The organism is Gilvimarinus sp. DA14, assembly GCF_024204685.1.
GTDB lineage: Bacteria > Pseudomonadota > Gammaproteobacteria > Pseudomonadales > Cellvibrionaceae > Gilvimarinus.
On the sequence record NZ_CP100350.1, the window covers coordinates 3,836,566 to 3,860,968 of the forward strand.

Annotated in this window: 23 protein-coding genes; 14 read left to right on the top strand and 9 right to left on the bottom strand. The window is 53.1% G+C overall.

Features of this window, described 5'->3' with window-relative positions; genetic code table 11:
• Positions 1–8: 8 nt before the first annotated feature.
• The 4 genes from NHM04_RS16790 to glk all read right to left on the bottom strand — a co-directional run bounded on the left by NHM04_RS16790 (position 9) and on the right by glk (position 2,972).
• Positions 9–422: a roadblock/LC7 domain-containing protein gene (locus tag NHM04_RS16790; RefSeq protein ID WP_254264904.1), complete on the bottom strand. Its 414-nt coding sequence runs from the start codon at positions 420–422 to the stop codon at positions 9–11.
• The gene (locus NHM04_RS16795; protein ID WP_254264905.1) at positions 412–990 is read right to left on the bottom strand and encodes an ATP/GTP-binding protein; all 579 of its coding nucleotides are present in this window, start codon (positions 988–990) and stop codon (positions 412–414) included. Before NHM04_RS16795 ends, NHM04_RS16790 begins: the two co-directional genes overlap by 11 nt.
• Positions 987–1,787 carry a BLUF domain-containing protein gene (locus tag NHM04_RS16800; RefSeq protein ID WP_254264906.1) on the bottom strand — a complete coding sequence of 267 codons (801 nt, stop codon included), beginning with the start codon at positions 1,785–1,787 and terminating at the stop codon, positions 987–989. Before NHM04_RS16800 ends, NHM04_RS16795 begins: the two co-directional genes overlap by 4 nt.
• A gap of 204 nt (positions 1,788–1,991) precedes the next feature.
• On the bottom strand, positions 1,992–2,972 hold the full coding sequence (gene glk / locus NHM04_RS16805; protein WP_254264907.1) for a glucokinase: 981 nt from the start codon (positions 2,970–2,972) through the stop codon (positions 1,992–1,994).
• Between the two features lie 251 nt (positions 2,973–3,223).
• On the opposite strand from glk, the gene NHM04_RS16810 reads away from it, so the two are divergent.
• From NHM04_RS16810 to cynS, 6 genes are all read left to right on the top strand, one after another.
• The gene (locus tag NHM04_RS16810) at positions 3,224–5,686 is read left to right on the top strand and encodes a glycoside hydrolase family 3 protein (protein WP_254264908.1); all 2,463 of its coding nucleotides are present in this window, start codon (positions 3,224–3,226) and stop codon (positions 5,684–5,686) included.
• Positions 5,687–5,903: 217 nt separating this feature from the next.
• On the top strand, positions 5,904–8,150 hold the full coding sequence (gene relA / locus NHM04_RS16815) for a GTP diphosphokinase (protein WP_254264909.1): 2,247 nt from the start codon (positions 5,904–5,906) through the stop codon (positions 8,148–8,150).
• 117 nt (positions 8,151–8,267) lie between these two features.
• Positions 8,268–9,074, top strand: a complete 807-nt coding sequence (gene mazG, locus NHM04_RS16820) for a nucleoside triphosphate pyrophosphohydrolase (protein ID WP_254264910.1) — start codon at positions 8,268–8,270, stop codon at positions 9,072–9,074.
• 1 nt (position 9,075) lies between these two features.
• Positions 9,076–9,315 (top strand): hypothetical protein, encoded by a 240-nt coding sequence (locus NHM04_RS16825; protein WP_254264911.1) that lies wholly within the window; start codon positions 9,076–9,078, stop codon positions 9,313–9,315.
• On the top strand, positions 9,308–10,063 hold the full coding sequence (locus NHM04_RS16830; protein ID WP_254264912.1) for a trans-aconitate 2-methyltransferase: 756 nt from the start codon (positions 9,308–9,310) through the stop codon (positions 10,061–10,063). The genes NHM04_RS16825 and NHM04_RS16830 overlap by 8 nt, the downstream gene beginning before the upstream one ends.
• 279 nt (positions 10,064–10,342) lie before the next feature.
• A complete protein-coding gene (cynS, locus tag NHM04_RS16835) occupies positions 10,343–10,783 on the top strand; it encodes a cyanase (RefSeq protein ID WP_254264913.1) in 441 nt (146 codons plus the stop codon).
• A gap of 64 nt (positions 10,784–10,847) precedes the next feature.
• Here the strand turns inward: cynS and NHM04_RS16840 are convergent, their stop codons facing one another.
• The 3 genes from NHM04_RS16840 to NHM04_RS16850 are packed head-to-tail and all read right to left on the bottom strand — an operon-like array spanning position 10,848 to position 14,292.
• Positions 10,848–11,753 (bottom strand): histone deacetylase, encoded by a 906-nt coding sequence (locus NHM04_RS16840; protein WP_254264914.1) that lies wholly within the window; start codon positions 11,751–11,753, stop codon positions 10,848–10,850.
• A 47-nt stretch (positions 11,754–11,800) separates the two neighbouring features.
• On the bottom strand, positions 11,801–12,301 hold the full coding sequence (gene greB, locus NHM04_RS16845; RefSeq protein WP_254264915.1) for a transcription elongation factor GreB: 501 nt from the start codon (positions 12,299–12,301) through the stop codon (positions 11,801–11,803).
• Complete coding sequence (locus tag NHM04_RS16850; protein ID WP_254264916.1) at positions 12,301–14,292, bottom strand: prolyl oligopeptidase family serine peptidase; 1,992 nt, start codon at positions 14,290–14,292, stop codon at positions 12,301–12,303. Before NHM04_RS16850 ends, greB begins: the two co-directional genes overlap by 1 nt.
• A gap of 59 nt (positions 14,293–14,351) precedes the next feature.
• Between NHM04_RS16850 and tilS the strand changes: the two genes are divergently transcribed.
• The 8 genes from tilS (at position 14,352) to NHM04_RS16890 (ending at position 22,556) form a co-directional block, all read left to right on the top strand.
• A complete protein-coding gene (gene tilS, locus NHM04_RS16855) occupies positions 14,352–15,707 on the top strand; it encodes a tRNA lysidine(34) synthetase TilS (RefSeq protein WP_254264917.1) in 1,356 nt (451 codons plus the stop codon).
• A 161-nt stretch (positions 15,708–15,868) separates the two neighbouring features.
• On the top strand, positions 15,869–17,491 hold the full coding sequence (locus tag NHM04_RS16860) for a CTP synthase (protein WP_254264918.1): 1,623 nt from the start codon (positions 15,869–15,871) through the stop codon (positions 17,489–17,491).
• A gap of 56 nt (positions 17,492–17,547) precedes the next feature.
• Positions 17,548–18,399 (top strand): 3-deoxy-8-phosphooctulonate synthase, encoded by an 852-nt coding sequence (kdsA, locus tag NHM04_RS16865; RefSeq protein WP_254264919.1) that lies wholly within the window; start codon positions 17,548–17,550, stop codon positions 18,397–18,399.
• Positions 18,400–18,440: 41 nt separating this feature from the next.
• Positions 18,441–19,730 carry a phosphopyruvate hydratase gene (gene eno, locus NHM04_RS16870; protein WP_254264920.1) on the top strand — a complete coding sequence of 430 codons (1,290 nt, stop codon included), beginning with the start codon at positions 18,441–18,443 and terminating at the stop codon, positions 19,728–19,730.
• An 840-nt stretch (positions 19,731–20,570) separates the two neighbouring features.
• Positions 20,571–20,918: a hypothetical protein gene (locus tag NHM04_RS16875; RefSeq protein WP_254264921.1), complete on the top strand. Its 348-nt coding sequence runs from the start codon at positions 20,571–20,573 to the stop codon at positions 20,916–20,918.
• Between the two features lie 73 nt (positions 20,919–20,991).
• Positions 20,992–21,246 (top strand): hypothetical protein, encoded by a 255-nt coding sequence (locus tag NHM04_RS16880; RefSeq protein WP_254264922.1) that lies wholly within the window; start codon positions 20,992–20,994, stop codon positions 21,244–21,246.
• A gap of 107 nt (positions 21,247–21,353) precedes the next feature.
• The gene (locus tag NHM04_RS16885; protein WP_254264923.1) at positions 21,354–21,752 is read left to right on the top strand and encodes a hypothetical protein; all 399 of its coding nucleotides are present in this window, start codon (positions 21,354–21,356) and stop codon (positions 21,750–21,752) included.
• Between the two features lie 513 nt (positions 21,753–22,265).
• Complete coding sequence (locus NHM04_RS16890; RefSeq protein WP_254264924.1) at positions 22,266–22,556, top strand: hypothetical protein; 291 nt, start codon at positions 22,266–22,268, stop codon at positions 22,554–22,556.
• Positions 22,557–22,709: 153 nt separating this feature from the next.
• On the opposite strand, the gene NHM04_RS16895 is transcribed toward NHM04_RS16890, so the two are convergent.
• Together NHM04_RS16895 and NHM04_RS16900 are read right to left on the bottom strand one after the other, a co-directional pair.
• Complete coding sequence (locus tag NHM04_RS16895; RefSeq protein WP_254264925.1) at positions 22,710–23,321, bottom strand: response regulator transcription factor; 612 nt, start codon at positions 23,319–23,321, stop codon at positions 22,710–22,712.
• A complete protein-coding gene (locus tag NHM04_RS16900; protein ID WP_254264926.1) occupies positions 23,311–24,399 on the bottom strand; it encodes a sensor histidine kinase in 1,089 nt (362 codons plus the stop codon). Before NHM04_RS16900 ends, NHM04_RS16895 begins: the two co-directional genes overlap by 11 nt.
• Positions 24,400–24,403: the final 4 nt, after the last annotated feature.

Here is a 24,403-nt window from a genome sequence, read left to right on the forward strand (position 1 = left end):
AATACTGCCTATACCGAGGCAATCGCGGGTGAAGTTGAATGTTCGTGAAGCTCTTTGGCTAGGCGAGTAATCAGAAGCCGCAGACTGGCGATATTCAGTGTTTGCGCGGCGGACATGACCAGTACAAAGTTTTTGCCGCTCAGCTCAAGGTCGACAAACGCCACATTGCCTTGCTGCGCTTCGATAAAAGTAACCTTAAAGTTTTTACCCAAAATCTGGCGGGTGACGGCGTTGCTAACCGAGTGTAAGGTGCTGGCGGCAGCGGCGAGGTTATCCTGCTCTATTGGTACGGCCGCACAATTGTTCGTATAGACGGGAAATCCGTCTGTAGTGGCCAAAGAAATGACTTCTATAGCCTCGTTATCCGCGTAACGATTTATCAGTTGGATGGCTCGCTCTTTTAACGCGTCGTCAAATGGCATCTTGTTGCTCCTCTGGGTAGAGGTTATTGTTCGCTTGGTTTATCGAATCAAACAGCTGCAGTAAGCTCAGCGATGATTCGACGTCGCGTGCGTCCAAACACACGACGGGCGCGGTCAGGTTAAATTCGTTTAGCGCAAATTGGAGAATGTCGAGAAACAGGTCCAGCTGCTCGTCGTCTTCGGCCTGGTCGCCGTGCGTTAAGCCGACCACCAAGGGCACCTCCGATTGCGCCGGCTGAAAATGATCGAGAATATCGGCGATGGAGTTGACGTTCAGTTCGTCGTTGTATTTGACCAGTAACAGCAGGCCCCATAGCTCTTTGTTTACCATGTCCCACAGCATGCTAAAGCGCTTTTGTCCGGGCAAACCGTAAAGGCCCAGCGCAATGTCTTCGCCGAGCGAGAGGCGTCCATAATCTATGCCCACGGTGGTGAACTCCTTGCCTATGTCCACAGTGGATTTGGCCTCGGTCATAAAAGGTGATATTTCGCTGATGGTATGAATCAGCTGTGTTTTACCCGCGCCAACTTCGCCCACGATAGCCAGCTTTTTATAGATTTTAGTCATTGGTGGCTTCCCCCTTTGGCGCGATGTTGCGAGATAAACTGGCGCAACGCCTGGCTGAAGGAGTGACTGCTTTTGGGAGCCTCAGGCTTGCTGGCGGTTTTCAGTCGGTGTGGTTCACCCGGGGACTTTTGCTGGGTCACTTGTAGCGCATTGATTTTGTGCAGTTGCAATAAGCGCCTGTCTAGCTCATCGTTCTGCGCGAATATCTGTAGCTCTTTGAGGCGGTCGTAGGCCACCGTTTTATGAATCAGTAGAGGGCATATTTTCATCAGTCCAGCATCCATTCTCAGGGCCGTGGGGCGCGGCCAGGACTTCATCGACAGTAAGGTATTGCTAAAGCTGGGCGGGGTGTCAGAGAACTTTTCGTTTTGCTCTGTGTTATCCCGGGCAATGAGTTTTTCGTAGCGAATTTTGTCTAGGGTGGAGGAGAGCCGGAGGTTTGGTTGTAACAGCCGATTAATTTTGTCCAAATACTCACTGTGGGCGGCGCTGGTGTCGTGAATGAGTTTTAGATTCCAGCGCGTAAACTTTAAGGTGGTAATTTCCTGGTTGGCAATGACACTGATTTGGGTCAGGCGCGGATCGCGATTGGTGCGGTAGATTACCTGGGCTAACTCATTGCCATCACCTTCAAAAATTTGCAGCAGGGTATCCTGGTACACCAGAAAAATACCCACAATCGCATGCTCTTTGTTATAGCGCCGAGCACTGTCGAATATCTGGTACACCTGTTCGGAATAACTGATGACCTTCTCGGGCGATAAGATACTGCTTAAACAAGCAATGCGTTTTGCCAAAACAAGATTCCTTCTAATGGATATCCGTCTAATAATTTATGCGGCAGTAGGAATCTTAGTAGAGTTATAACAGCTAACAACAAGGAATTTATTCTAATTTTAAATAAAAAGAGAGAGGTTGTTAAAAAAGACTTTTATCGAAGGCGGGAATGTGGTTATAGGCGTCAGGTTGCCGCCCGTAAAATGTACGGGCGGCAATTTTGCTTAAGATTGCAGCGCTTGGGTGGTATCCACCAACCAGGCGGCGGCGCCAATTAGAGCCGCTTTATCATTGGTAACCATACGCACGGGAATATCTTCAACGTAGCCGCGCATAACGCCTTTGTTTAAATAGCGTTTAATAAAATCCGTTTGCGGCAGATAGTGAGCAATTTTAGGAACAATACCACCGCCTAAGTAAATGCCACCCATGGCGCCCCAGCTTAAGGCTTTATCGCCGGCCACCGAGCCTAAGATAGCGCAGAAGGTTTGTACCGCTTCTTCGCACAGTGCTTCTTTATGTTTGATGCCGCGCTCGCTGACATCGGCAGGGGACAAGTCTTCCGCGTCTACCCCTTTAAGGGCGGCCAAGGATTTATAAATAGAAACCAAACCCTGACCTGACAGCATATGCTCAATGGAAACATGCGGATGATGTTTGCGCATTTGCTGCAAAATACCTATTTCGGTATCGGTGGTGGGTGCAAAGCTGCAGTGGCCGCCCTCGGTGGGAATGATTTTCCAGCCGGTGGAGATCGGGGCCAAGAGCGCTGCGCCAAAACCGGTGCCGGGGCCCATAACGCCGATGGGGGCGTAGGGGTTGGCATCGGTGCAATACAGGCTAGCCGTATCGCCTTTTTGTAAATGCGGCACGGCGTAGGCGAGGGCAGAGAAGTCGTTGATTACATCCAGCGCCTGCATGTTCAGCTCATCGCGCAGACGCGAAATAGAAAACTCCCAGTTCAGGTTGGTGACTTTTACATGGCCGTCTTGAATCGGCCCCGCGATGGCCAGGCAGGCAAACTTGGGCATGGCTACGCCAGCTTGCTTAACGTAATCGCGAATCATGTCGGCGAGAGTTTCGTAGTTGGCGCTCGGCAGGCTGATTTGCTGCTCGGCGTTGTAGCCTTTGTTATGACTACAGGCATTAACCAGACCGAAGCGGCCATTGGTGCCGCCGATATCGGCAACCAGAATAATACTCATGGGGTGATTCTCCTCGCGCAGACGTGATTGTTTTATCTTACTTATCAGACGGACAAATGCCCAGAGGGGGCCATGTTATCGATATAAATTTGTGCGCAGTCTAGTTTGAATTGACAGCGCTGTCAATAATGGTGTAGTTTGCGCCGCAATTCGCTATGCTAGTGCGCCTAATATAAGGCGTCTGCCCATAAAAATGCCCAACATAAAAATAGCGACGACAAAACCCTGACAGATACCTTCGGAGGTAAATTGTGCCTTGGCCCAAAGTCACCAGTGTGGTTGCGCCCGACCCCGCTATAGAAGAAAAAGTTGAAGCAATACTCGCGCAAATGAGCGTAGAGGAAAAAGTTGGGCAAATGATTCAGCCCGAAATCAAGCAGGTAACCCCGCAAGATATTAAAGACTTTCACATCGGCTCGGTACTGAACGGTGGTGGCTCTGTGCCCAACAACGACCGTTACGCCAAAGCCTCGGACTGGGTTGCCCTGGCCGACAGCTTTTTTGATGCCGCCGCCGATTGCTCTGACGGCAAGGTGTACGTTCCTATGATGTGGGGCACAGATGCGGTACACGGCGTGGGCAATGTAGTCGGTGCGACCTTGTTTCCCCACAATATCGCTCTGGGGGCGACGGGTAATCCAGAATTAATTCGCCAAATTGGTGAAGTAACCGCGCGCGAAATTGCCGCTATTGGTATCGACTGGGATTTCTCGCCCACCGTTGCCGTGGTGCGCGACGACCGCTGGGGGCGCACTTACGAATCCTACTCGGAAGATCCGAAAATCGTTTACGACTATGCCGCCAAAATGGTTGAGGGCTTGCAGGGGGCGGGCGATGGCGATGAGTTTTTAAACACCGAGCATGTGATTGCCACGGCCAAGCACTTTATCGGCGACGGCGGCACCATCAACGGCATTGACCGCGGCGACTGTGTGGATGATGAGCAAGTGCTGTGCGACATTCACGGCGCCGGTTACATCAGCGCTATTGAGGCGGGCGTGCAAAGTGTAATGGCCTCATTCAACAGCTGGCACGGTGAAAAGCTGCACGGTCACAAGCATCTGTTAACCACTGTACTCAAAGACACCATGGGCTTTGATGGTCTGGTGGTGGGCGACTGGAACGGCCACGGCTTTATTGAGGGCGCCAGCGTGCTGGATTGCCCCCAGGCCATTAATGCCGGGCTGGACATTTTTATGGTGCCGGACCCGGACTGGAAAACGTTGTTCAATAACACGGTGGAGCAAATTAACAGCGGTGTGATTCCTATGGAGCGCGCCGACGATGCAGTGCGTCGTATTTTACGCGTGAAACTGCGGGCCGGTTTGTTCGAGCGTGAAAAGCCTTCCAAACGCCCATTGGCCGGTCGCGATGAGATTATTGGCTCTCCCGAGCACCGCGCCGTGGCCCGTCAGGCGGTGCGTGAATCTTTGGTGATGCTAAAAAACAAAAATCAGTTGTTACCGCTTAACCCCAAACAAAAAATACTGGTGGCCGGCGACGGCGCCGACAATTTATCCAAACAGGCCGGTGGCTGGTCGGTTACCTGGCAGGGTACAGGCACCACCCGTAAAGACTTTCCCGGCGCCAGCAGCGTGCTGGACGGCATTCGCGATGCCGTAACCAGCGCTGGCGGCAATGTGGAATTTAATCAAGACGGCGCTTACAGCGAAAAGCCCGACGTCGCCATTGTGGTATGGGGCGAGTCGCCCTATGCCGAAATGCAGGGCGATGTACAGAACTTGTTGTACAAAGAATCAGCCGGCCGCGATTGGGCGCTGTTGCAAAAGCTAAAAGCCGAGGGTATTCCGGTAGTCTCATTGTTTATCACCGGGCGGCCTTTATGGATAAACCGCGAGCTGAATGCCTCCGATGCCTTTGTGGTGATTTGGCAGCCGGGCACCGAAGGCGCCGGTGTTGGCGATGTGCTTTTTACCACGGCAAGTGGCGACATCGCGCACCCGATAAAAGGCAAGCTGACTTTCTCCTGGCCGCGCACGCCAGATCAGGGCCCGCTAAATGTGGGCGATGCCGACTATGACCCGCTGTTCCCCTACGGTTTTGGTCTGACTTACGGTGAGGCAGACACCCTTGGCGACGATTTGCCCGAGGAATATGACGCGAGCTTTGAAGCCAGCGATGAAATGCCCGTATTTAATCGGCGCCCCATGGAGCCCTTTGGCATCATCCTGGAAGGCTGCAAAAACGACCGAGTAGCTTTAACGGGCAACGCCGCGGAAACCACCAGCGTTAGTGTGAGTTGCGTAGACCGCGAGGTGCAGGAAGACGCCCGCCGTGTGCTCTGGAATGGCGCGGGCGAGGGGTTTGTCGCCCTGTCGACCCGCGACCGCCAGGTAATGGTGGATTACCTCGAAAACGACGGCGCGCTGGTGTTCGAGGTAAAAGTCGATAGCGCCCCCACCGCACCGGTTACATTGCGCTTAGGCTGTGGCCCCAATAGCAACTCAGACCTGGATATCACCGAAACGGTTAAAAACCTTGTGGACCAAGGCTGGGCAAGGGTGACGGTACCCCTGCACCTGTTCCCCGATGTAGGCTCGGACTTTGGCTTGGTGCTGCCGCCGGAAGAGTTTTTCTACCGTGTTCTGGAGCCTTTTACTCTGGTTACCAGCGGCGAGTTGGATTTGCGCTTTTCCTTTGTCGAGGTGCAAAAACATAAGGCCGGTAAAGCGATACAGGTAAGCGCTTGTTAACCTTCTGCCATTAACTTGGCTCGAGAAGCCCGCTCTTGCGAAAGAGCGGGCTTGATTAACCCCCACAAATGACTACCATAGCGGCCTTACGGAAGTAGGCGCCCAGAGAATCTCTGCGAACTTTTGTCGTCCACGCGTGTCATACGCGCGTTACGGATCTCCCTGTGCACGGGAGGACAAAAAATAAGCGCCAGACGCAGCGCAAGCGAAAAATACTATGGTTAAAGTCCGCCAAGACCACCCCATTGCCGCAGACGGCAGTGTCGATATCGATGCCTGGCTGCAGCGCCTGGAAGGCATCGAGCAGCAAAGCTCACCTACGTTGGCCGAAATTAAGCGCGCCTGCGAACTCTGCCAAAGTGTCGATATTCTACCCAGTACCGACCCCCACAGCTGGGGCGAGGGCACCAGTTGCTTTCGTATCGGTCTGGAAATGGCCGAAATTCTCGCCGACTTACAGCTGGACCAAGACACCCTGGTCGCCGCCGTGCTCTACCGCGCGGTACGAGAGGGCAAGCTCGCACTCACCGGGGTAGAGGCGCAGTTCGGTGAAACCGTCGCCAAGCTGATTAAGGGCGTACTGCGTATGGCGGCCATTAGCTACCAGCGCAATGAGTCCGATGAAAAAGTATTCGGTAAACAGTCCGAAGAGCAGGCCGACAACATTCGCAAAATGCTGGTGGCCATGGTGGATGATGTACGTGTCGCACTGATCAAACTGGCCGAGCGCACCTGCGCCATTCGGGCGGTAAAAACCGCAAGCCCCGCGCGCCGTCGCCAGGTGTCGCGCGAGGTGTCCGATGTGTACGCACCCCTGGCGCACCGCTTGGGTATCGGCCACATTAAGTGGGAGTTGGAAGACCTTTCTTTTCGCTACCTGGAGCCCGCCGATTACAAACGCATTGCCTCGCTGTTGGACGAGCGTCGTATCGCCCGACAAGAATACATCGACAATGTGCTGGAGCTTTTGCGTGGCGAACTGAAAACCGCCAATATCGACGGCGAAGTGAACGGTCGTGCCAAGCATATCTACAGCATCTGGCGCAAAATGCGCCGCAAGGGCATCGGCTTTTCTCAGGTGTACGACATTCGCGCCGTGCGTATTCTGGTACCCTCGGTGCGCGACTGTTATACCGTGCTGGGTATTGTGCACAGCCTGTGGCGCAACATCCCCCACGAGTTTGACGACTACATCGCCTCGCCCAAAGAAAACGGCTACCGCTCGCTGCACACCGCGGTAATCGGCCCGGAAAACAAAGTGTTGGAAATTCAGGTGCGCACCTACGCCATGCACGATGAAGCTGAGCTGGGTGTGTGCGCCCACTGGCGTTACAAAGGCACAGATACCGATGCCGCGCAGGACGGTTACGAACAAAAAATCTCCTGGCTACGCCAAGTGCTTGAATGGCACGACGAGCTGGGCGGCAGCAGCGAGCAGCAGCTGCAGGATGATCTGAAAGCTTTCGATCAAGACCGCATTTATGTGTTTACCCCCGAAGGCCATGTGGTGGATTTACCGAAAACCGCCACGCCTTTGGATTTTGCCTACCGCATTCATACCGATGTTGGCCACCGCTGTCGCGGCGCCAAGGTGAACGGGCGCATTGTGCCGCTTAACTACCACCTGAATACCGCCGATCAGGTAGAAATTCTAACCGGCAAGCGCGAAGCGCCCAGCCGCGACTGGTTATCGCCGGCGCTCGGCTACGTCAACACCGCCCGCGCCCGCGCCAAAGTGCAACACTGGTTTAAAGTGCAGGCCCGCGATGACAATATCGCCGAAGGGCAGGCGCTGCTGGATCGCGAATTTAAACGCCTGGCGCTGCTGGATTTAGATTTTGAAGCGCTGGCGAAAAAGCTCAATATGCAGACTCTGGACGATCTGTACGCTGCGGTAGGGGCCAGCGATATCGGCGTGGGCCAGGTGCTTAATGCCGCCCAGCGTTTGATTGATAAAGAGCATCCCAAAGAGCCGGTTATTCCGTTTAAAGCCCGCTCACCGAAAACGAAAAAAGATTCGGATGTGTACATCGAGGGTGTGGGTAACCTGCTGACGCAAATCGCCAGCTGCTGTAACCCGGTACCGGGCGATGCCATTACCGGCTACATAACCCTGGGCCGGGGTGTCTCCATTCACCGCGCCGATTGCAGTAATATTTTGCAACTGCAGGCGGATGAACCCGAGCGCATTATCAAAGTGGACTGGGGTCGCAAGCCCCAGAGCAGTTACTCGGTGGATATTATGGTCGAGGCCTACGACCGCTCGGGCCTGCTGCGCGATATTACCTCACTGCTGGATCACGAGCGCATCAACATCAGCGCCATGCAAACCCTGTCCGACAAACAGAAAAACTCGGTGGATATGCTGATTACCGTAGAAATTCGCGGCTTTGATGAACTCAGTCGCGTGCTAACGCGGTTAAATCAATTGCCGAATATTGCGTCGGCGAGAAGGAAGTTGTGATTAATGTCAGACGTCTGATGCCGGACGTCTGACGTTTCAGTCTTGCCAACTTCCAAGCTTTTGCGTCTGACCTCAGACGTCCGACATCCGACGTTTCAAGACATAGGATACAAATTCATGCCCACTCCAACCTACACCCTCGACGATTTAATCTACTTAATGCAACGCCTGCGCGATCCGCGCGATGGTTGCCCGTGGGATTTAAAACAAACCTACGAGACGATAGTGCCGTCGACGATTGAAGAAGCCTACGAAGTGGCGGATGCGATTGAGCGCGGTGATTTGGATCACTTAAAAGAAGAGTTGGGCGATTTACTGTTTCAAGTAATTTTTTACAGTCAATTCGGCACTGAAGAGAAACGATTTGATTTTTATCAGGTGGTGGATACCTTAGTGGCCAAGCTGGTGCGGCGCCACCCGCATGTATTCCCCAACGAAAATTTGCGCGAGCGCTACGGCGATCAGCCCGCCGACGAAGCCGCTATTAAGCAGCGTTGGGAAGACATCAAGCAGGAAGAGCGCGAGGCCAAAGGCGTGCGCGGTACGCTTGACGATATTCCGCTGAATCTAGCCGCACTCAGCCGCGCGGCTAAGCTGCAAAAACGTGCGGCGCGCACCGGGTTTGATTGGGACGACATCAAAGGCCCCATTGCCAAGGTACGCGAAGAGCTGGAAGAAGTAGAGCAGGCGCTGGCCTCGGGCGATATGGAGGCCGTAGAGGCCGAGATGGGCGACTTATATTTTGCCGCAGTGAATATCAGCCGTTATTTAAAGCAAGACCCCGAGGCATCGTTGCGCCGCGCGAACCGCAAATTTGAGTCGCGGTTTCGCTACATTGAAGCCAATGCGCCTAAACCACTGGAGCACATGAGCCTGGAGGAAATGGACGCCCTGTGGGACAAAGCAAAACAAGAGGGCTTGTGACATGAACAACGCCGCACAGCAAAAAGCCATCGCCGCTATTGAGCAAGGTGATTGGCATGGCGCACACGAGCTGGTGCAGGATGGCAACGACTCGCTGTCGTGCTTATTGCATGGTTACCTGCACAGAGAAGAGGGCGACCTGGCCAATGCCGCTTACTGGTACCGCCGTGCGCGCCAATCTATGCCTGATAATTCTTTGGCTGATGAGCTAGAGCGTATTAAGACGTTGGCCGGTGAATAATAATAGCTTGAGTTTTGATACGGTCGCATCTGCCTATGCGCGCTTTAGACCGGGGCCACCTCAAGGGTTATCGCCGTGGATTATTGATCACGCACAGTTACAGCCCGGGGCTAAAGTACTGGAAATCGGCTGTGGTACGGGCCAGGCGACGCTTCTGTTTAAGGCACTCAACCCCGATCAAACCAGTATTGATCCCGGTGAGCGTTTACTTGAAATTTGTCAGTCAGTTTGTCGTGCTCACGCGGGCTACCAGTTTGAGTGCGCCACCTTTGAAAACTATAACTCTTCGTTCGAAGCGTTTGATTTAATTTACGCTGCCACCAGTTTCCATTGGGTAGAAGCCGCTGTCGGCTACCGGAAGGTCGCAAGCCTTCTAAAACCGGGTGCGCACTTTGCGGTAATAGTTGATCGTCCGGCAGCGCGGACGGGCTTTTTCACGGATGTTCAGAGCGTGTATCAGCGCCACGCTCCTGAACTTAAAAAGAGCAGTCTTGGCCCACAATTATCTGAGCCTGAAGCAGACGTTGGCTTAGAACTTGTCGCGCGGACAAGCTTTTCTCGTGTTATTCACTATACAGCCGATGAATATGTCGGGTTGCTGGGAACCTTCTCTGACCACATTGCTCTGGGCGACAATCGACTCGCTGCTCTACAAAAAAGTGTGCGCAATTTGATCAATAAAAAATACAGTGGTCGAGTTGAAAAACCTCTATTAACAGACGTTTCTCTGTATCGTCGTATAACCTGATGTGAAAGTATTTTTTCAGGTTTGGCTAAGGCTGAATAAAGTGGGCGCCTTCCGTTGGTGCACTTTCTTTATTTTTGCTCCAGAAAAGATCCCGGTTTATCGATAATTCCGCCAGTATCCGGTGCGCGCCCTAGTGTTTACTGGGCCATTTTAGTCCATAGGGCCTGAGTGCTTGCCCTGCTAATCACCGCATGATGGTCCGTACAATTGCTAGTGAAGAAGTTGGCCTGTGCCTTGCTCTAGCTAGCCTAACGCAAATTGAAACCGTTAGGAGTTTTTATGGATAAGCAAGCAATGACCGATGCACTGGTAAGCGCTAAAGCCGCGAAAGGGTTAACCTGGGAAACTATGGCCGCTGATATTGGCGTCTCGCCGGTGTGGTTGACTTCGGCCTGCTTGGGTATGAACAGCTCGCCCGCCGATACCGCCAAAAAAATAGCCGACTATCTTGAGTTGGGCGACGATGTTGCCAAAGCCTTAGAAGCCTTCCCCACGAAAATATGGGATCAAGCCGTACCCACAGATCCGCTGATTTATCGCCTGTACGAAGTGGTTGGCGTTTACGGCGAAACGCTGAAAGAAGTGATTCAGGAAAAGTTCGGCGACGGCATTATGAGTGCGATTGATTTTTCTATGGAAGTGGACAAAATTGAAGACCCGAAAGGCGACCGCGTACTGCTGACCTTAAACGGTAAATTCTTGCCTTACAAAACCTGGTAAGCGGGAGCAGCTTGCTGTTGTACTTACTGTTAGTAAGTCGCGCGAGCGCAAACTGAGGTTCGCGCTAAGCCCATAGCTGGTGCGCTTGCTTTACCACCAAAGCGTGCCGCTTGGCCAAGGCTTTGCGGTCATCGTCATACCCACCGCCAATAACCGTGGCGGTGGGTATGTTGCGGGCCTGACAAATACTCAGCACCAAGTGATCACGCTCGGCAATACCCGCTTCGCTGACTTTTAATAAACCGAGCGGATCTTCACGGTAAATATCAACGCCGGCATCGTATAAAACCAGCTCGGGTTGCTCTTGGTTTATCACTTCTGCAAGGGTTTTCTCAACCGCCTCTAAATAGTCATTATCCGTAGTGCCGGGGGGTAGGGCGACATCAATATCGCTGATCGCCTTGCGCGCGGGAAAGTTTTTTTCGCAATGAATCGAACAGGTAATCGCGCGGGGTTCGTCGGCTAAAATGGCGGCGGTGCCGTCCCCTTGGTGGACATCGCAATCGAAAATCAGCAGCTTTTTAACTTTTCCCTGAGCGAGCAGCGTACGTGCGGTAACCGCTAAGTCGTTAATAATGCAGAAGCCTGAAGCAAAATCGTAATGCGCGTGGTGGGTGCCACCGGCAAGGTGACAGGCAATGCCGTAACTTAGGGCAAGGTGGGCGGTAAGCAAGGTGCCGTTAGGAGAGATCAGTGTGCGTTTGCGCAGGCCTTCACTCCAGGGCAGGCCCATGCGCCTTACTTCGCTGGCAGACTGTTCGTTGCGACAAAAACGCTCTATGTATTCGGGGCAGTGGGCACCGTAAAGTACGGCTTTGCTCGCAGGGCCAGGGCGAAAGGTATTGTTAGGCGTCAGTATGCCTTGTTCGCTCAGGTAGTCGTTAAGCAGGCCAAACTTTTCCATGGGAAAGCGGTGGCGCCCGGGAAAGGCAAATGAATAGGCGGGGTGAGTGACCAGTGGAATTGTCATTCGGTTGGCTCAATAGCGAGAGGCGAGCTTAAACTCGAAAGGTGGGTTTAGGCTTCATAGTCAATCGCACTGATGTAATAAACCTTTTCGCCTTCTTCGTTGCGCAGCACCACCTCGTCGTCCAGCTGCTTTTTTAACATGGCGCGGGCCAGCGGTGAATCCATACTAATCAGACCTTCGCGCACGTTAAACTCGTCCGGCCCCACAATGCGGTAGCGCGATTCTTTGCCATCGTCATCTTCCAGTGTTACCCAGGCGCCAAAAAATACCCGGTCGCGGTCATCGGGCAAACGGTCAACAATGGTTAATGCTTCCAGTCGTTTGGTTAAAAAGCGCACGCGCGAGTCAATTTCGCGCAGGCGCTTTTTGCCGTAAATGTAATCGCCGTTTTCCGAGCGGTCGCCGTTTTTGGCGGCCTCGTGCACTACGTCGGTTACCTTGGGGCGCTCTTCTTTCCATAGGTAGCGAAGTTCGGCGCGCAGTTTTTCCGCGCCTTCAGCGGTAATGTAAGCCGAGCCTTTGGGGCGCGGTGGTCGCCAGCGGCCCATTAAGCGCTGCCTAAATTTAATTGCTGTTGGTAAAACGCCAGCTCTTCGCGCGCGGCGGTTTGGATCGCCTCGGCGCTTCTAAAACCGTGGGCTTCATCGGCGAAGGTTACGTAACGGTTGGCTATGCCTTTTTGCTCCAGTGCGGCGACCATTGCTTCGGCCTGCTCGGGTGGCACGACTTTGTCTTTTAAGCCTTGCAAAAAAATCACCGGGCAGCTGAGCTGCTCAATGTGGTGAATAGGCGAGCGCTCGGTGTACACGGCTTTGGCCTCGGGGTAGGGGCCGACCAGTGTGTCTAAATAACGGGATTCAAACTTGTGGGTGTGCTCGGCCAGCGCCGATAAATCGCCAATGCCGTATAAGCTTGCGCCTACGCTGAAGGTATCAGTAAAAGTAAGGGCGGCCAGCACGGTGTAGCCACCGGCGCTTGAGCCGCGAATAATCAATTTGCGTGAATCCGCCAAACCTTGATCCGCCAAGTACTGGGCGCCAGCGGCGACATCGGCGACATCGGCGACACCCCAGTTACCTTTTAAGCTGTCGCGATAGTGACGGCCGTAGCCGGTGCTACCGCGATAATTAACATCTAAAACCGCAAACCCGCGGCTTGTCCAAAATTGCAGCTTTTCGTTTAGGGCGCTGCTGGTGGCGCCCGTCGGGCCGCCATGGCACATCACAATCAATGGCGGTTTGTCTCCTTCTGGCGCGGTAAATTTTGCGTTGGTTGGGGCGTAGTAAAAACCGTGGCAGCTTGCATTGCCTGAGGTTGCAAAACTAACCGCCTGGGGTTTGGCTAAATCTTCCGGCTCAAAGCTTGCGGGCTTTGAGCGGCGCAGCTGCTGCATGGGGGGCGCGGCTTTGTGGCCAATAGATTGGCTGAGAAAGTGAAATAATGTGCTGGAGCGCTCGGCGTTGCCGCCGGTAAATACAATGTGGTCCGCGTTTGCCTGAATATTGCTGATATCGGTGAGCGGGCTTGCCAAGGCGCTGAACTGATAACCGCGCGCGGTCTTTTTGCGGGTGATTAACCCCAGTGACCACAGGCCATGTTCGCTGTAACAGCAGATGATTTTATCGTCGCTTATAAAACCATAGGTAGACATGCCAAACACCCACTGGGGGGTGGCAAATTCGGCTTCGCGGGCCACCACGCACTGATGCTTGCCGCCATCGTAGCGATATAAGTTCCACCAGTTACTGCGGTCACTCACATAGTACAAGTCGCCTGCAGGACTCCAGCTGGGCTGAAAAATGGATTCGGTGGCGCCACCGGCGATCACCTCGTGGTTCTCTATCTCGCCTTTTTCGCTCAGCTTGGCCAGGTTCAGCTCGGTGCCGTCCCAGGGCATATTGGGGTGCTGCCAGCTCAGCCATAGCAGCTCGCGGCCATCGGGTGACAGGCGCGGGTTGCTGTAAAAATCGGCGCCCTCGGCGAGCGTTGTCACCTTGTCGTTGGCGTTGATGTCTATGGCCACCAGTTGGGCAACTTCCTCGCCTTCACCGGTATGATCTTCACGCACCGCAATTAAGCGTTCGCGCTTGGCATCAAAACAAAAATCCGCGTAGCGATAGTCGCCTTCCGGCGTAATGGCAACGGGGGTAAGGGAGTGGCCCTGGCGCAGGGGGATTTTATAGATGCGCTGGTCGGCGTCGAACACGGCAAAAACGGCATTTTCTGTGGCCAGGTAGGCGCCGCCGCCATATTCGTTGGCGCGGGTGCGTACGCTCACGCTGGCGTCCAGCAGCTCGCGCGGGTCTTTGCCCAGCTCCTGGCGCATTAACACATTGCGTCCGCCCTCATCGGGGCGCGACTCTAGCCAATACACAATGTCGCCGCACAGTTGCGGGGCATCCAAACGCAGAGAGTTGGCGGTGAGTGCTTCCGGGGTAATGGGGGAGTCCCAAGTGCCGAAAGGGGCGATGTGTTTGGTGTTTTTTGCGCTCATAGGCTCGACAGGGTTGTGAATTTCAGGGCTCTGAACACTACCCATTGTGGCTTCTAATCGCAAGAGTTGTTGCCCGCTACCCGCGCCTGGGGTTAAATGCCGCCATGACTCATCCCGTCGTTCGCACACTGCAAGATCTTGCCTTCCAGCACCACGCCAGCCGGTGGCTGGTGGGCTTTAGTGGTGGCTTGGATTCAACCGTACTCTTGCATAGTTTAAGTGCTGCCCAGCTGAGCACGCCGGTAGTTGCGGTGCACGTTCACCACGGTCTGTCGCCCAATGCCGATAGCTGGCAGCGCCATTGTAAGGCGGTGTGCGACAGCCTTGAGGTGCCGCTACTGACTCAGCGGCTAGGTTTGCATTCGCCTACAGGCAACCTTGAAGAGCGCGCCCGCCAGGCTCGTTATCAGGCGATCAAAGAGTTAACCCAGCCCGGCGATGTGGTGCTGTTGGGGCACCATCGCGACGATCAGGCCGAGACGTTACTGTACCGATTGATGCGCGGCGCCGGGGTCAAAGGCCTGGCGGCGATGGGTGAGCATCGCCGTCTGGGCAATGCCAACCTTTGGCGGCCGCTGCTCCATTACAGCCGGGCCGAGCTGCTCGCCTACGCTCGCGAGCACGGCTTGCAGTGGATAGAAGACGAGTCCAACCAGCAACTGCATTTTGATCGCAATTATTTGCGCCAGCAGGTGTTGCCCGCACTAACCGAGCGCTGGCCCGAGGCCAGCAAAGCCATGACGCAAAGTGCTGAGCACTGCCGTGAGGCGCAATCACTGCTTACCGATTTAGCCATTCTGGATAGCCAACAACTGGCCGAGCGCCCCGAGCCCGGCGGTTGCAGTGTTGATCTTGCGCATCTGCGTGCATTACCCCCAAGGCGGCAGAAAAACTACCTGCGCTACTGGCTCGATGAACGTTTCGGGGTCAGCATCAGTCGTCAGGCGCAAGTGGATATCGAGCAGCAGCTGCTGGGAGAGGGCACCAGCGTGGCCGCCAGAATCTTTGTGGCACAGGTGCAACTGTGCTGCTTTGCCGACCGGCTTTACGCGCTCGATGCCCGCGCCCAGTGGGCGCCGGGCGCGGATGAGCCGAGCTTGCCTTGGCAGACGGTTACCAAGCCACTGGCCCTACCGGGCGGCGATTGCCTCAGTCTTAAACCTGCCACCTGCAAGGGCATCCACCCCGATTACTTAACGGGCAAGCTCGAGGTGCGCTGGCGCCAGGGCGGCGAGCGCTGCCAGCCTGCCGGGCGCGGGCATTCACAAACCCTTAAAAAACTGCTGCAAGAATACCAAGTGCCCACTTGGCTGCGCCCACGGGTGCCGCTGTTATTTATTGACGGCGAGCTGGCGGCCGTGGGCGATTACTGGGTTAACCAGGCTTTTACTGGCGAGGGGGCTCGTGTAATGGCGTTGCAATGGAGTTTCGAACCCCGACAAAGCCCAACTTCTGATTGAGCATCAGGGGGCTTTCTGGTATTCTGGCGCCCCATCTGAAAGCACTTCTTGAGCCATGGATGCGGTCCGCACTGATCGCTGCAAAGCCTTTGATGTGCACCGAATGAGCCCGCGCTCATTCTCCCCAATTTCTCTTAACGCTAAGCTCTACAAGGCTATACATGACGCGCTATATATTCGTAACCGGTGGTGTTGTTTCGTCGCTGGGCAAGGGCATTGCTTCTGCCTCGCTGGCTGCAATTTTGGAATCCCGCGGCCTGGCGGTAACCATTATGAAGCTGGACCCTTACATTAACGTCGATCCCGGTACCATGAGTCCCTTCCAGCACGGTGAGGTATTCGTAACTCAAGATGGCGCCGAAACCGATCTGGATCTGGGCCATTACGAGCGGTACATCCGCAACAAAATGACCCGTCGCAACAACTTTACCACCGGCCGTGTGTACGAAACCGTATTGCGCAAAGAGCGCCGTGGTGACTACCTAGGTGGCACCGTTCAGGTTATTCCCCACATTACCGACGAAATTAAGCGCCGCATTCTTGAAGGCGGCCGCGACGTTGACGTAGCGCTGGTAGAAATCGGCGGCACCGTGGGTGATATTGAGTCCCAGCCTTTCCTTGAAGCGGTGCGTCAGCTCAAAGTCGAGCTGGGCCCGCAACACGCCATGCTGGTGCACTTAACACTTGTGCCCTACATTGCCACCGCCGGTGAAACCAAAACCAAACCTACCCAGCACTCGGTAAAAGAGCTGCGCTCCATCGGCCTGCAGCCCGAAGTACTGTTGTGCCGCTCGGAAGTGGCTATCGATGACGACTCGCGTCGCAAAATCGCGCTGTTCACCAACGTGCCCGAAAAAGCCGTGGTACCTGTGCCGGATGCCAACACCATTTACGCCATTCCGCGCCTGTTGCACGAATACGGCCTGGACCAAATTGTGGTGGACTACCTTAACCTTGAGTGCGGCCCGGCGGATTTGTCCGAGTGGGACGCCGTAGTCGATGGCAAGCTCAACCCCGAGCACGAAATCACCATCGCCATGGTGGGCAAGTACATGGACTTGCTGGATGCCTATAAATCATTAAACGAAGCCCTGAGCCACGCCGGTATTCACACCCGCACCAAAGTGAATATTGACTACATCGACGCCGAGCGCATCGAGGAAGAGGGTATTCAAATTCTGCAAAACGCCGATGCCATTCTGGTGCCCGGTGGTTTCGGCAACCGCGGCGTTGAAGGCAAGCTGGCGGCGGTGCGTTATGCCCGTGAAAACAAAGTGCCCTACCTGGGTATTTGCCTGGGCATGCAATCGGTAGTGATTGAATTTGCGCGCAACGTGCTGGGCTTAAAAGACGCCAACAGCACCGAGTTTGACCGCCACTGCAAAGACCCGGTGATCGGCCTGATTACCGAGTGGGTGACCGCCGATGGCGACGTAGAAACCCGCGATGAAAAATCCGACTTGGGCGGCACCATGCGCCTGGGTGCGCAAGAGTGTCGTTTGGTTAAAGACTCAAAAAGCCGCGACATTTACGGCCAAGACGTCATTGTCGAGCGCCATCGCCACCGCTACGAAGTGAACAACAATTATGTTGATCAACTGCAGCAGGCGGGTTTAAAAATTGGCGGCTGGTCCAGCGACGACACCCTGGTTGAGGTGGTGGAAATCTCCGATCATCCCTGGTTTGTGGCCTGTCAGTTCCACCCGGAGTTTACCTCCACCCCGCGCGATGGTCACCCACTGTTCACCAGTTTTGTGGACGCCGCGTTAAAAAATCGCACCTAACCTTACAATGCCCGGTACGCCGGGCATTTTCGTGACAGCGACAAGTGAGCCAAATAGTGACTGATAAAATTGTTAGCGTCGGCGGTATAGAAATCGCCAACAATCGCCCCTTTGTATTGTTCGGTGGTATGAATGTGTTGGAGTCTCGCGACCTGGCCATGAAAACCGCCGAAGCCTACAAAGCCGTGACCGATAAGCTGAACATTCCTTACGTGTTTAAAGCGTCTTTCGACAAAGCCAACCGCTCTTCCATTCACTCCTTTCGTGGGCCGGGAATGGAAGAGGGCTTAAAAATTTTTCAGGAAATTAAAGAGACCTTTAACGTTCCGGTGATTACCGATGTGCACGAAACCTTTCAGTGCGCGCCTGTGGCCGAAGTGGCCGATATTATTCAACTGCCCGCGTTTTTGGCCCGCCAAACCGATTTGGTTGAAGCTATGGCCAAAACCGACAGCGTTATTAATATCAAAAAGCCGCAGTTTTTAAGCCCGGGGCAGATGAAAAACATCTGCGAGAAATTCCGCGAGTGCGGCAACGACAAACTGATTCTATGCGATCGCGGCAGCAACTTTGGCTACGACAATTTAGTGGTGGATATGCTGGGCTTTTCCACTATGCGTGAAGTGAGCGGCGGAGCGCCGGTTATTTTCGACGTTACCCACTCGCTGCAGTGCCGCGACCCCATGGGCGCCGCCTCGGGCGGTCGTCGCCATCAGGTGGCAGAGCTGGGCCGCGCCGGTATGGCCGTGGGCCTCGCCGGTTTGTTCCTGGAAGCGCACCCAGACCCGGATAACGCCAAGTGCGACGGGCCAAGCGCACTGCCATTAGACAAATTAGAGCCCTTTTTAACCCAAATGAAAGCAATTGATGACACAGTAAAAGCGCTACCGCCTTTACACATTGATTGATCATTAATTTTATTGAAACGACAACTGGAGCACATAGATCGATGAGCAAAATTGCCGATATTAAAGCCTTTGAGGTACTGGACAGCCGCGGTAACCCCACCGTAAGCGCTGAAGTGATTCTGGAATCCGGTGCGGTAGGTTCTGCCTGCGCCCCATCTGGCGCTTCTACCGGTTCGCGCGAAGCTCTGGAGCTGCGCGACGGCGATAAATCCCGCTACCTGGGTAAAGGCGTGCTGAAAGCCGTTGCCAACATTAACGACACCATCAAGCCAATTCTGGTGGGTATGGATGCTGCCGATCAGCGCGCGCTGGATAACGCCATGCTGGAAGCCGACGGCACCGACAACAAATCCAAGCTGGGCGCCAACGCTATTTTGGCCGTATCTCTGGCCGCCGCTAAAGCCGCCGCTGCGGACAAAAACATTCCGCTGTACCAGCACATTGCTGAAGTGAACGGCACCGCTGGCAAGTACACCATGCCAGTACCGATGATGAACATCCTGAACGGTGGTGAGCACGCCGACAACAACGTTGATATTCAGGAGTTTATGGTGCAGCCTGTTGGCGCTAAGTCATTTGCTGAAGCACTGCAAGTAGGCGCTGAAATTTTCCACGCGCTGAAAAAAGTACTGAACGAAAAAGGCCTGAACACCGCCGTAGGTGACGAAGGTGGCTTTGCCCCTAACCTGCCGTCTAACGAAGAAGCCCTGTCTGTTATCGGCACCGCCGTAGCCAACGCCGGTTACAAGCTGGGTGAAGACGTAACTCTGGCTCTGGATTGCGCCGCCTCAGAATTTTACAAAAACGGCGAGTACAACCTGTCTGGCGAAGGCAAAACCTTCAACTCCGAAGGCTTCTCTGACTACCTGGCCGATCTGACCGCCAAGTACCCCATCATCTCTATCGAAGATGGCCTGGACGAAAGCGACTGGGACGGCTGGGCTTACCTGACCAAAATTCTGGGCGACAAGGTTCAGTTGGTAGGTGACGACCTGTTCGTAACCAACACCAAAATCTTGAAAGAAGGTATCGAGAAAAGCATCGGTAACTCTATCCTGATTAAGTTCAACCAAATCGGTTCGCTGTCTGAAACTCTGGACGCCATCAAAATGGCGCAAGACGCTGGCTACACCGCGGTTATCTCACACCGCTCTGGTGAAACCGAAGACACCACCATCGCCGATCTTGCCGTTGCTACCTCAGCCGGTCAAATCAAAACCGGTTCACTGTGCCGTTCAGACCGCGTAGCTAAGTACAACCGTCTGCTGCGCATTGAAGCCGAGTTGAACGGCAGCGCGCCTTATAAAGGTCGTGCGGAATTTAAGGCGTAAGTTTTTGACGCTAATATCGCTTTAAGTTTTGGTGGTGCGCCTTTGGGTGCACCGCCTTTAAGAAAGCCCCGCTTTGGTTGCAGAGTGGGGCTTTTTTGATTTTTGGGGCCGCTAAAGCGGGCTTTTTTATATGCCCGGGTCGCCGGGCGTGCGAGTTACTTTTTTCGGCAAAAAGTAACCAAAAACCTCGCCCAACAACTGGCCCCTGCGGGGTTCCCTCGCTCCAGCCAATTTTAGCGGTCGATCTAAACCGCACATCCATGTGCGCTTAGACCTTTCGCGCTCGTCCAGAGCGCTCAACCCCTAAAATCGGCTTCCACTCGGCTCAGTCGTAAACGGGCGAAAACCCCACGCGAGCTCGTTGCTTTATAGCTCTGAAATTACTTTTCTGCATCAGGCGCAGAGTGGGTGGGCTACTTCTTTGTGGGGCAAATAAGTAGTCAAGAGGCTCAACCCGAAGATCTAAGCCTTCGGCGCGAAGCGTCCGGCCAGTAAGCGTAGCTGGCTGTAATTTTTAGCGCCGGTGTCGGATTATTAGCACTGCACCCCGTGCTCAAGGGAAACCTTTGAATACTGGGGGTGAAGGGGAGGTCGGAGAATAATATTTTTCTCGATAATTCAATAAGTTGCTGGATCTTGCACGGTAGAATAAAAAAGATTAAATTAAACCCTCAATAAATACGAGTCGCACTTTCCCCAGACAAGGAGCTGTCAAAATATGTCTTTTCCCCTCTATTTTCAACGGCTTCCATACTTAACTTCATCCAGTCTCTATAGGGGATAGGGTGATAGGTGAAAGTACGACTGAGTCGCATGAATTAGCTGTTATGGCTTGAAGAGATGAAGACACTTTCGATTGCAATCATTCTTTTCGTTGTCGGATGCAGTTCTACCAACGAACAGTGGGCAACCGTAGAGCGGGATTGTCAATTCACTTCAGCAGAGCGCGAAGCTGCTTGGGGCAACGTTGTATCCCATGTTCGCTCTGAACATGAAGATCATGCTAAGTTTTGCGAACTTGAAGAGTCCTCTGAACAGCAAAGTTTTTTGGTAGTGCAGGGCGAATGCCGTGTATACCTTGGTTGCTCAAAGACTGTTGATGGTGAATTTCTCACGCATGGGGACATGCTTGTGGTAGTTGATGAAAAGACCCAAGAAGTTGTAAGAGCATACGGTGTGAAATGGTAGGCCGCAGCCATAACAAACGCGTCAAACGCGACGCTCGTACCTCGCGCGCTTTACGCGGGCGTTAAGTGTCTACATGAATAAAATGCAATCAACAAAAGAGTTTTGGGTTTCATTTTTGGCGGCATCCTTATTAATGTTTGGGCTTGGTATAGTTCTACACAATTGGCTGGCTGCTATCTTGGTAATATTTGTATGTATGGCTTTCTCAATTAGCGTAGCGTTTAATAAAAACAAGCCTCTTATTGCAGGCACTTATGGCGGGGTTGTTACTGGAATGGGCTTGTCACTTTTATTTCTGCTTTTCGGCCCTATTCAATTTTATGGCTAAGAACTTAACAAGTTTATTAAAAATCGTTACGGCCAAAAAAAGCGGCCTTCACTGGACAGCCTACGCTACGCTTCGGCTGCTGTTTATAAAGGCGTTAGGAGCAATCGATGCTGAGACCCTTGCTAATTTTGTGCACTCTGGCAGCAAACTTTGCTTATGCCGAAGATGTCTTCACGTACCGTATTGCGCCCGAGTGCATTGTTGACATCGAAATCGTTGAAAACGCCAACATCTATCCTCCCGAAAAGAGAAAGTACCAGATCAATATTCGCCTCGAAGACAGCGAAGGAGAAAAGTTCGAGAAATTCACGAGAGAAATAATCGGATCGAAACTAGAAATCACAAACGGCTTCGGTGAATCGTTGAACTTTCCATCCAGTAAGGTGGTTACAGAAATCGGTAGCACATTTCGCCTCTCGCCATACGCAACGCTATTAAAATCGGAAGAAGCCGTTAAAATACTTAAAGTAAAGGGAGGGCGCTGTGGCAGAGACCGAAGCTCCTAACAAACGCGTCAAATGCGACGCTCGTACCTCGCGCGCTTTACACGGGCGTTATGCGAAATGAGAGCGTCATGAATCTAAGTCGCCTAGAGTATTTGGCAATGGCCCTTGGTGGGTTGGTAGCAATTATGGCTATCCTATAGGTGCTAAGCGGCCTCCAGCAGCCCGAAATAGTACTCGAAACAAGAAAGTTGATCTTTTGCTTTAGTGGGTATGTTAAATATGTGATGAGCATATCAGTTATAGTTTTCTTTCTGACATTGGCTTATACAGTTTACTCCGGGCGAAAATTGCTAGAATCTAGCAATAAAAAAATAGTCACGGTAGGGGGCAGGTCATCTTTCGCGGTCAGTATCTTTCTATTATCTATGGCTAGTATTGTTATTTGCCTCATCATGGCGAGCCGCAGTTGTGCTTAGCTCACATAACAAGTTTGTCAACGAACGCACTTCGTGCTGGACAGCTAAAAGCGTGGCTTCGCCACAACGCTGCCCGCTACAAAGGCATTACGTGTGAATGGAAAGTATGAATTTAACTCAAGAAGAAAAAGCGGTTGTAGAACAATATCTACATGACGACCTAAGTTTCCGATACGCATTGATGGCGTATTGGCCTTATTTGATCCCATCTGTTTTTATGGCTGGCTACGGCCTTTTAAATAAAGAATATGTCGCTTTGTCTATTGCATTTGCTCTGTTATTCTCAATGGCAATTTGGTTTTTGTATAACTCTGGCAAAGCTGGCAGAACGTTACAAAGCGCTCTAAAAAAATATCACCAAGCGTCCACGATATCGAATGAAGAGTAAACACGTAACAAACGCGTGCAATTCGCCGCAAAAACGCGGCCCGACTCGCTACCGCTCAGAGGTTGAGGGTCAAGTCTCTGAGTTTTGATCTTTACAGGCATCTGCCTGCCAAGGTAATCAAGATGAAAACCCTTTCTGATTACTATGAAAACGCTACAACCACCCCTTCTGCTGTGCTATTCGTGCGGCGTCTATGCGGTTGGTGGCGTTGAGTTTGGCGATCGCTTCCGATAAATAATTGCGCACGGTGCCTTCCGATAAAAACAGTAATTTGGCTATTTCTGCCGTGGATTTTCCTTCGCCCGCCAGGCGCAGGGCTTTTCTTTCTTTGTCGGATAGTGGGTCGGTGTCATCCAGTGCGGCTATGGCAAGCTCGGGGTCGATGACCTTTTTGCCGGACATGACTTTGCGTATGGCCTCGGCTAGCTGTTCTGAAGGGGCGTCTTTTAGTAGGAAGCCATCAACCCCAGCGCCAAGGGCTCTTTTGATGTAGCCCGCACGGCCGAAGGTGGTGACGATTACCGTTTTGAGTTGAGGAAAGTGCTGGTGTGCGTATTCGATCAGTTCAATGCCGCTGATAAGCGGCATTTCTATATCGGTTAGGAGTAGGTCCGCTTCAGCCTCTTGTAGCAGCTCTTGAGCGCGCTTGCCGTTTTCGGCTTGGGCTACTACTTCTAAATCGTTTTCCAGCTGTAGAAGTGCGCATAAGGCGCCCCTTACGAGGCTTTGGTCTTCTGCGAGTAAGATCTTTATATTATTCGGCATGGGGGATAATAACCCTGATCTGAAAACCGTTAGTGTTGCTTATTTCTGCGCCGCCTCCAAGTTCTTCGGCGCGCTCTTTTATACCGCGCAAACCATGGCCGTAGGCAAATTGACCCGTGCTGCCATCATCGGAAACGATAAGCTGAATATCTTTGTCGGATTCAGATAAGTGAATGGACGCGGCGCTGCCCGAGCTGTGGCGAACAATATTGGTGACGGATTCGGTGATGATTAACATCAAGGTCGCTTCAATAACGGGGGCAGGTTTTGTTAGTTGTTGGCTAACCCTAGTGGTAAAGCCTGCGGCTTTGAGCTTTTCCTTTAGGTTGGCGAGTTGTTCGCCGAGGCCGGTTTTGCGATAGCCGCTGATGGCTTGGCGCACTTCGGATAATGATTCGCTGGCAAGTGTGGCAACCTCGTTAATTTCGCGCAGCGCTTGCTGGGTGTCGCCCTTATCGCCCAGCTTTTTTGCCAGCTGTGCCTTTAGTGCAATGCTTGATAACGTGTGGCCCAGTGTGTCGTGAAGGTCGCGGGCGATGCGTTCGCGTTCGGCGACTTTAATTAACTGGCGTTTTTCTTCGGCGTTTTCTTCTTCGCGGATGGCAAAGCGAGTGGTTGTTTGTATATAAAGCCCCATAAACGCCATGCAGACCGTCGGAATGATTGATGGCAATATAAAGTAGCTGTGCCACAGGTTATGCACGTGTGCAGCAAAGAATATAGAACTACAGATAACGCCTAGGGCAACCAATGCTTGCCAGCGGTTGAGATAAAAGCCGGCGAAAAAGGCGGTGTAGCCAAATATTACCCCCGCCGAAGGGTTGTAGCGCGTGGAGATGATGGCCAGCGTGAGCATAACCAACAGCATAGGAAGTACCCAGGGCAGGGGGCAGTCGGTCAGGCGCGCGTAGCACAGCGTAAAAAGCCCATAAAAGAACAGTGATGTCAGCACAAAGTGGCTGGTAAGCGGCATGGAAAAAAAGGAAAAAAAGTAAAACGCACTGAACATAAACGATAGCCAGCTCCAGGGCCGACTGATTCTTAATCTGTCAGGTGCTGCATTGCTCTCGGCGTACATAGTC

Bases quoted from the DNA above. Each gene is read 5' to 3' on its own strand.
- cynS (WP_254264913.1), top strand. From the start codon at position 10,343: ATGGATAAGCAAGCAATGACCGATGCACTGGTAAGCGCTAAAGCCGCG.
- mazG (WP_254264910.1), top strand. From the start codon at position 8,268: ATGCCCACTCCAACCTACACCCTCGACGATTTAATCTACTTAATGCAA.
- NHM04_RS16850 (WP_254264916.1), bottom strand. From the start codon at position 14,292: ATGGGTAGTGTTCAGAGCCCTGAAATTCACAACCCTGTCGAGCCTATG.
- NHM04_RS16890 (WP_254264924.1), top strand. From the start codon at position 22,266: ATGGAAAGTATGAATTTAACTCAAGAAGAAAAAGCGGTTGTAGAACAA.
- NHM04_RS16875 (WP_254264921.1), top strand. From the start codon at position 20,571: ATGAAGACACTTTCGATTGCAATCATTCTTTTCGTTGTCGGATGCAGT.
- NHM04_RS16885 (WP_254264923.1), top strand. From the start codon at position 21,354: ATGCTGAGACCCTTGCTAATTTTGTGCACTCTGGCAGCAAACTTTGCT.
- NHM04_RS16840 (WP_254264914.1), bottom strand. From the start codon at position 11,753: ATGACAATTCCACTGGTCACTCACCCCGCCTATTCATTTGCCTTTCCC.
- NHM04_RS16790 (WP_254264904.1), bottom strand. From the start codon at position 422: ATGCCATTTGACGACGCGTTAAAAGAGCGAGCCATCCAACTGATAAAT.
- glk (WP_254264907.1), bottom strand. From the start codon at position 2,972: ATGAGTATTATTCTGGTTGCCGATATCGGCGGCACCAATGGCCGCTTC.
- NHM04_RS16795 (WP_254264905.1), bottom strand. From the start codon at position 990: ATGACTAAAATCTATAAAAAGCTGGCTATCGTGGGCGAAGTTGGCGCG.
- eno (WP_254264920.1), top strand. From the start codon at position 18,441: ATGAGCAAAATTGCCGATATTAAAGCCTTTGAGGTACTGGACAGCCGC.
- greB (WP_254264915.1), bottom strand. From the start codon at position 12,301: ATGGGCCGCTGGCGACCACCGCGCCCCAAAGGCTCGGCTTACATTACC.
- NHM04_RS16895 (WP_254264925.1), bottom strand. From the start codon at position 23,321: ATGCCGAATAATATAAAGATCTTACTCGCAGAAGACCAAAGCCTCGTA.
- tilS (WP_254264917.1), top strand. From the start codon at position 14,352: ATGACTCATCCCGTCGTTCGCACACTGCAAGATCTTGCCTTCCAGCAC.
- NHM04_RS16825 (WP_254264911.1), top strand. From the start codon at position 9,076: ATGAACAACGCCGCACAGCAAAAAGCCATCGCCGCTATTGAGCAAGGT.
- NHM04_RS16880 (WP_254264922.1), top strand. From the start codon at position 20,992: ATGAATAAAATGCAATCAACAAAAGAGTTTTGGGTTTCATTTTTGGCG.
- relA (WP_254264909.1), top strand. From the start codon at position 5,904: ATGGTTAAAGTCCGCCAAGACCACCCCATTGCCGCAGACGGCAGTGTC.
- NHM04_RS16860 (WP_254264918.1), top strand. From the start codon at position 15,869: ATGACGCGCTATATATTCGTAACCGGTGGTGTTGTTTCGTCGCTGGGC.
- NHM04_RS16900 (WP_254264926.1), bottom strand. From the start codon at position 24,399: ATGTACGCCGAGAGCAATGCAGCACCTGACAGATTAAGAATCAGTCGG.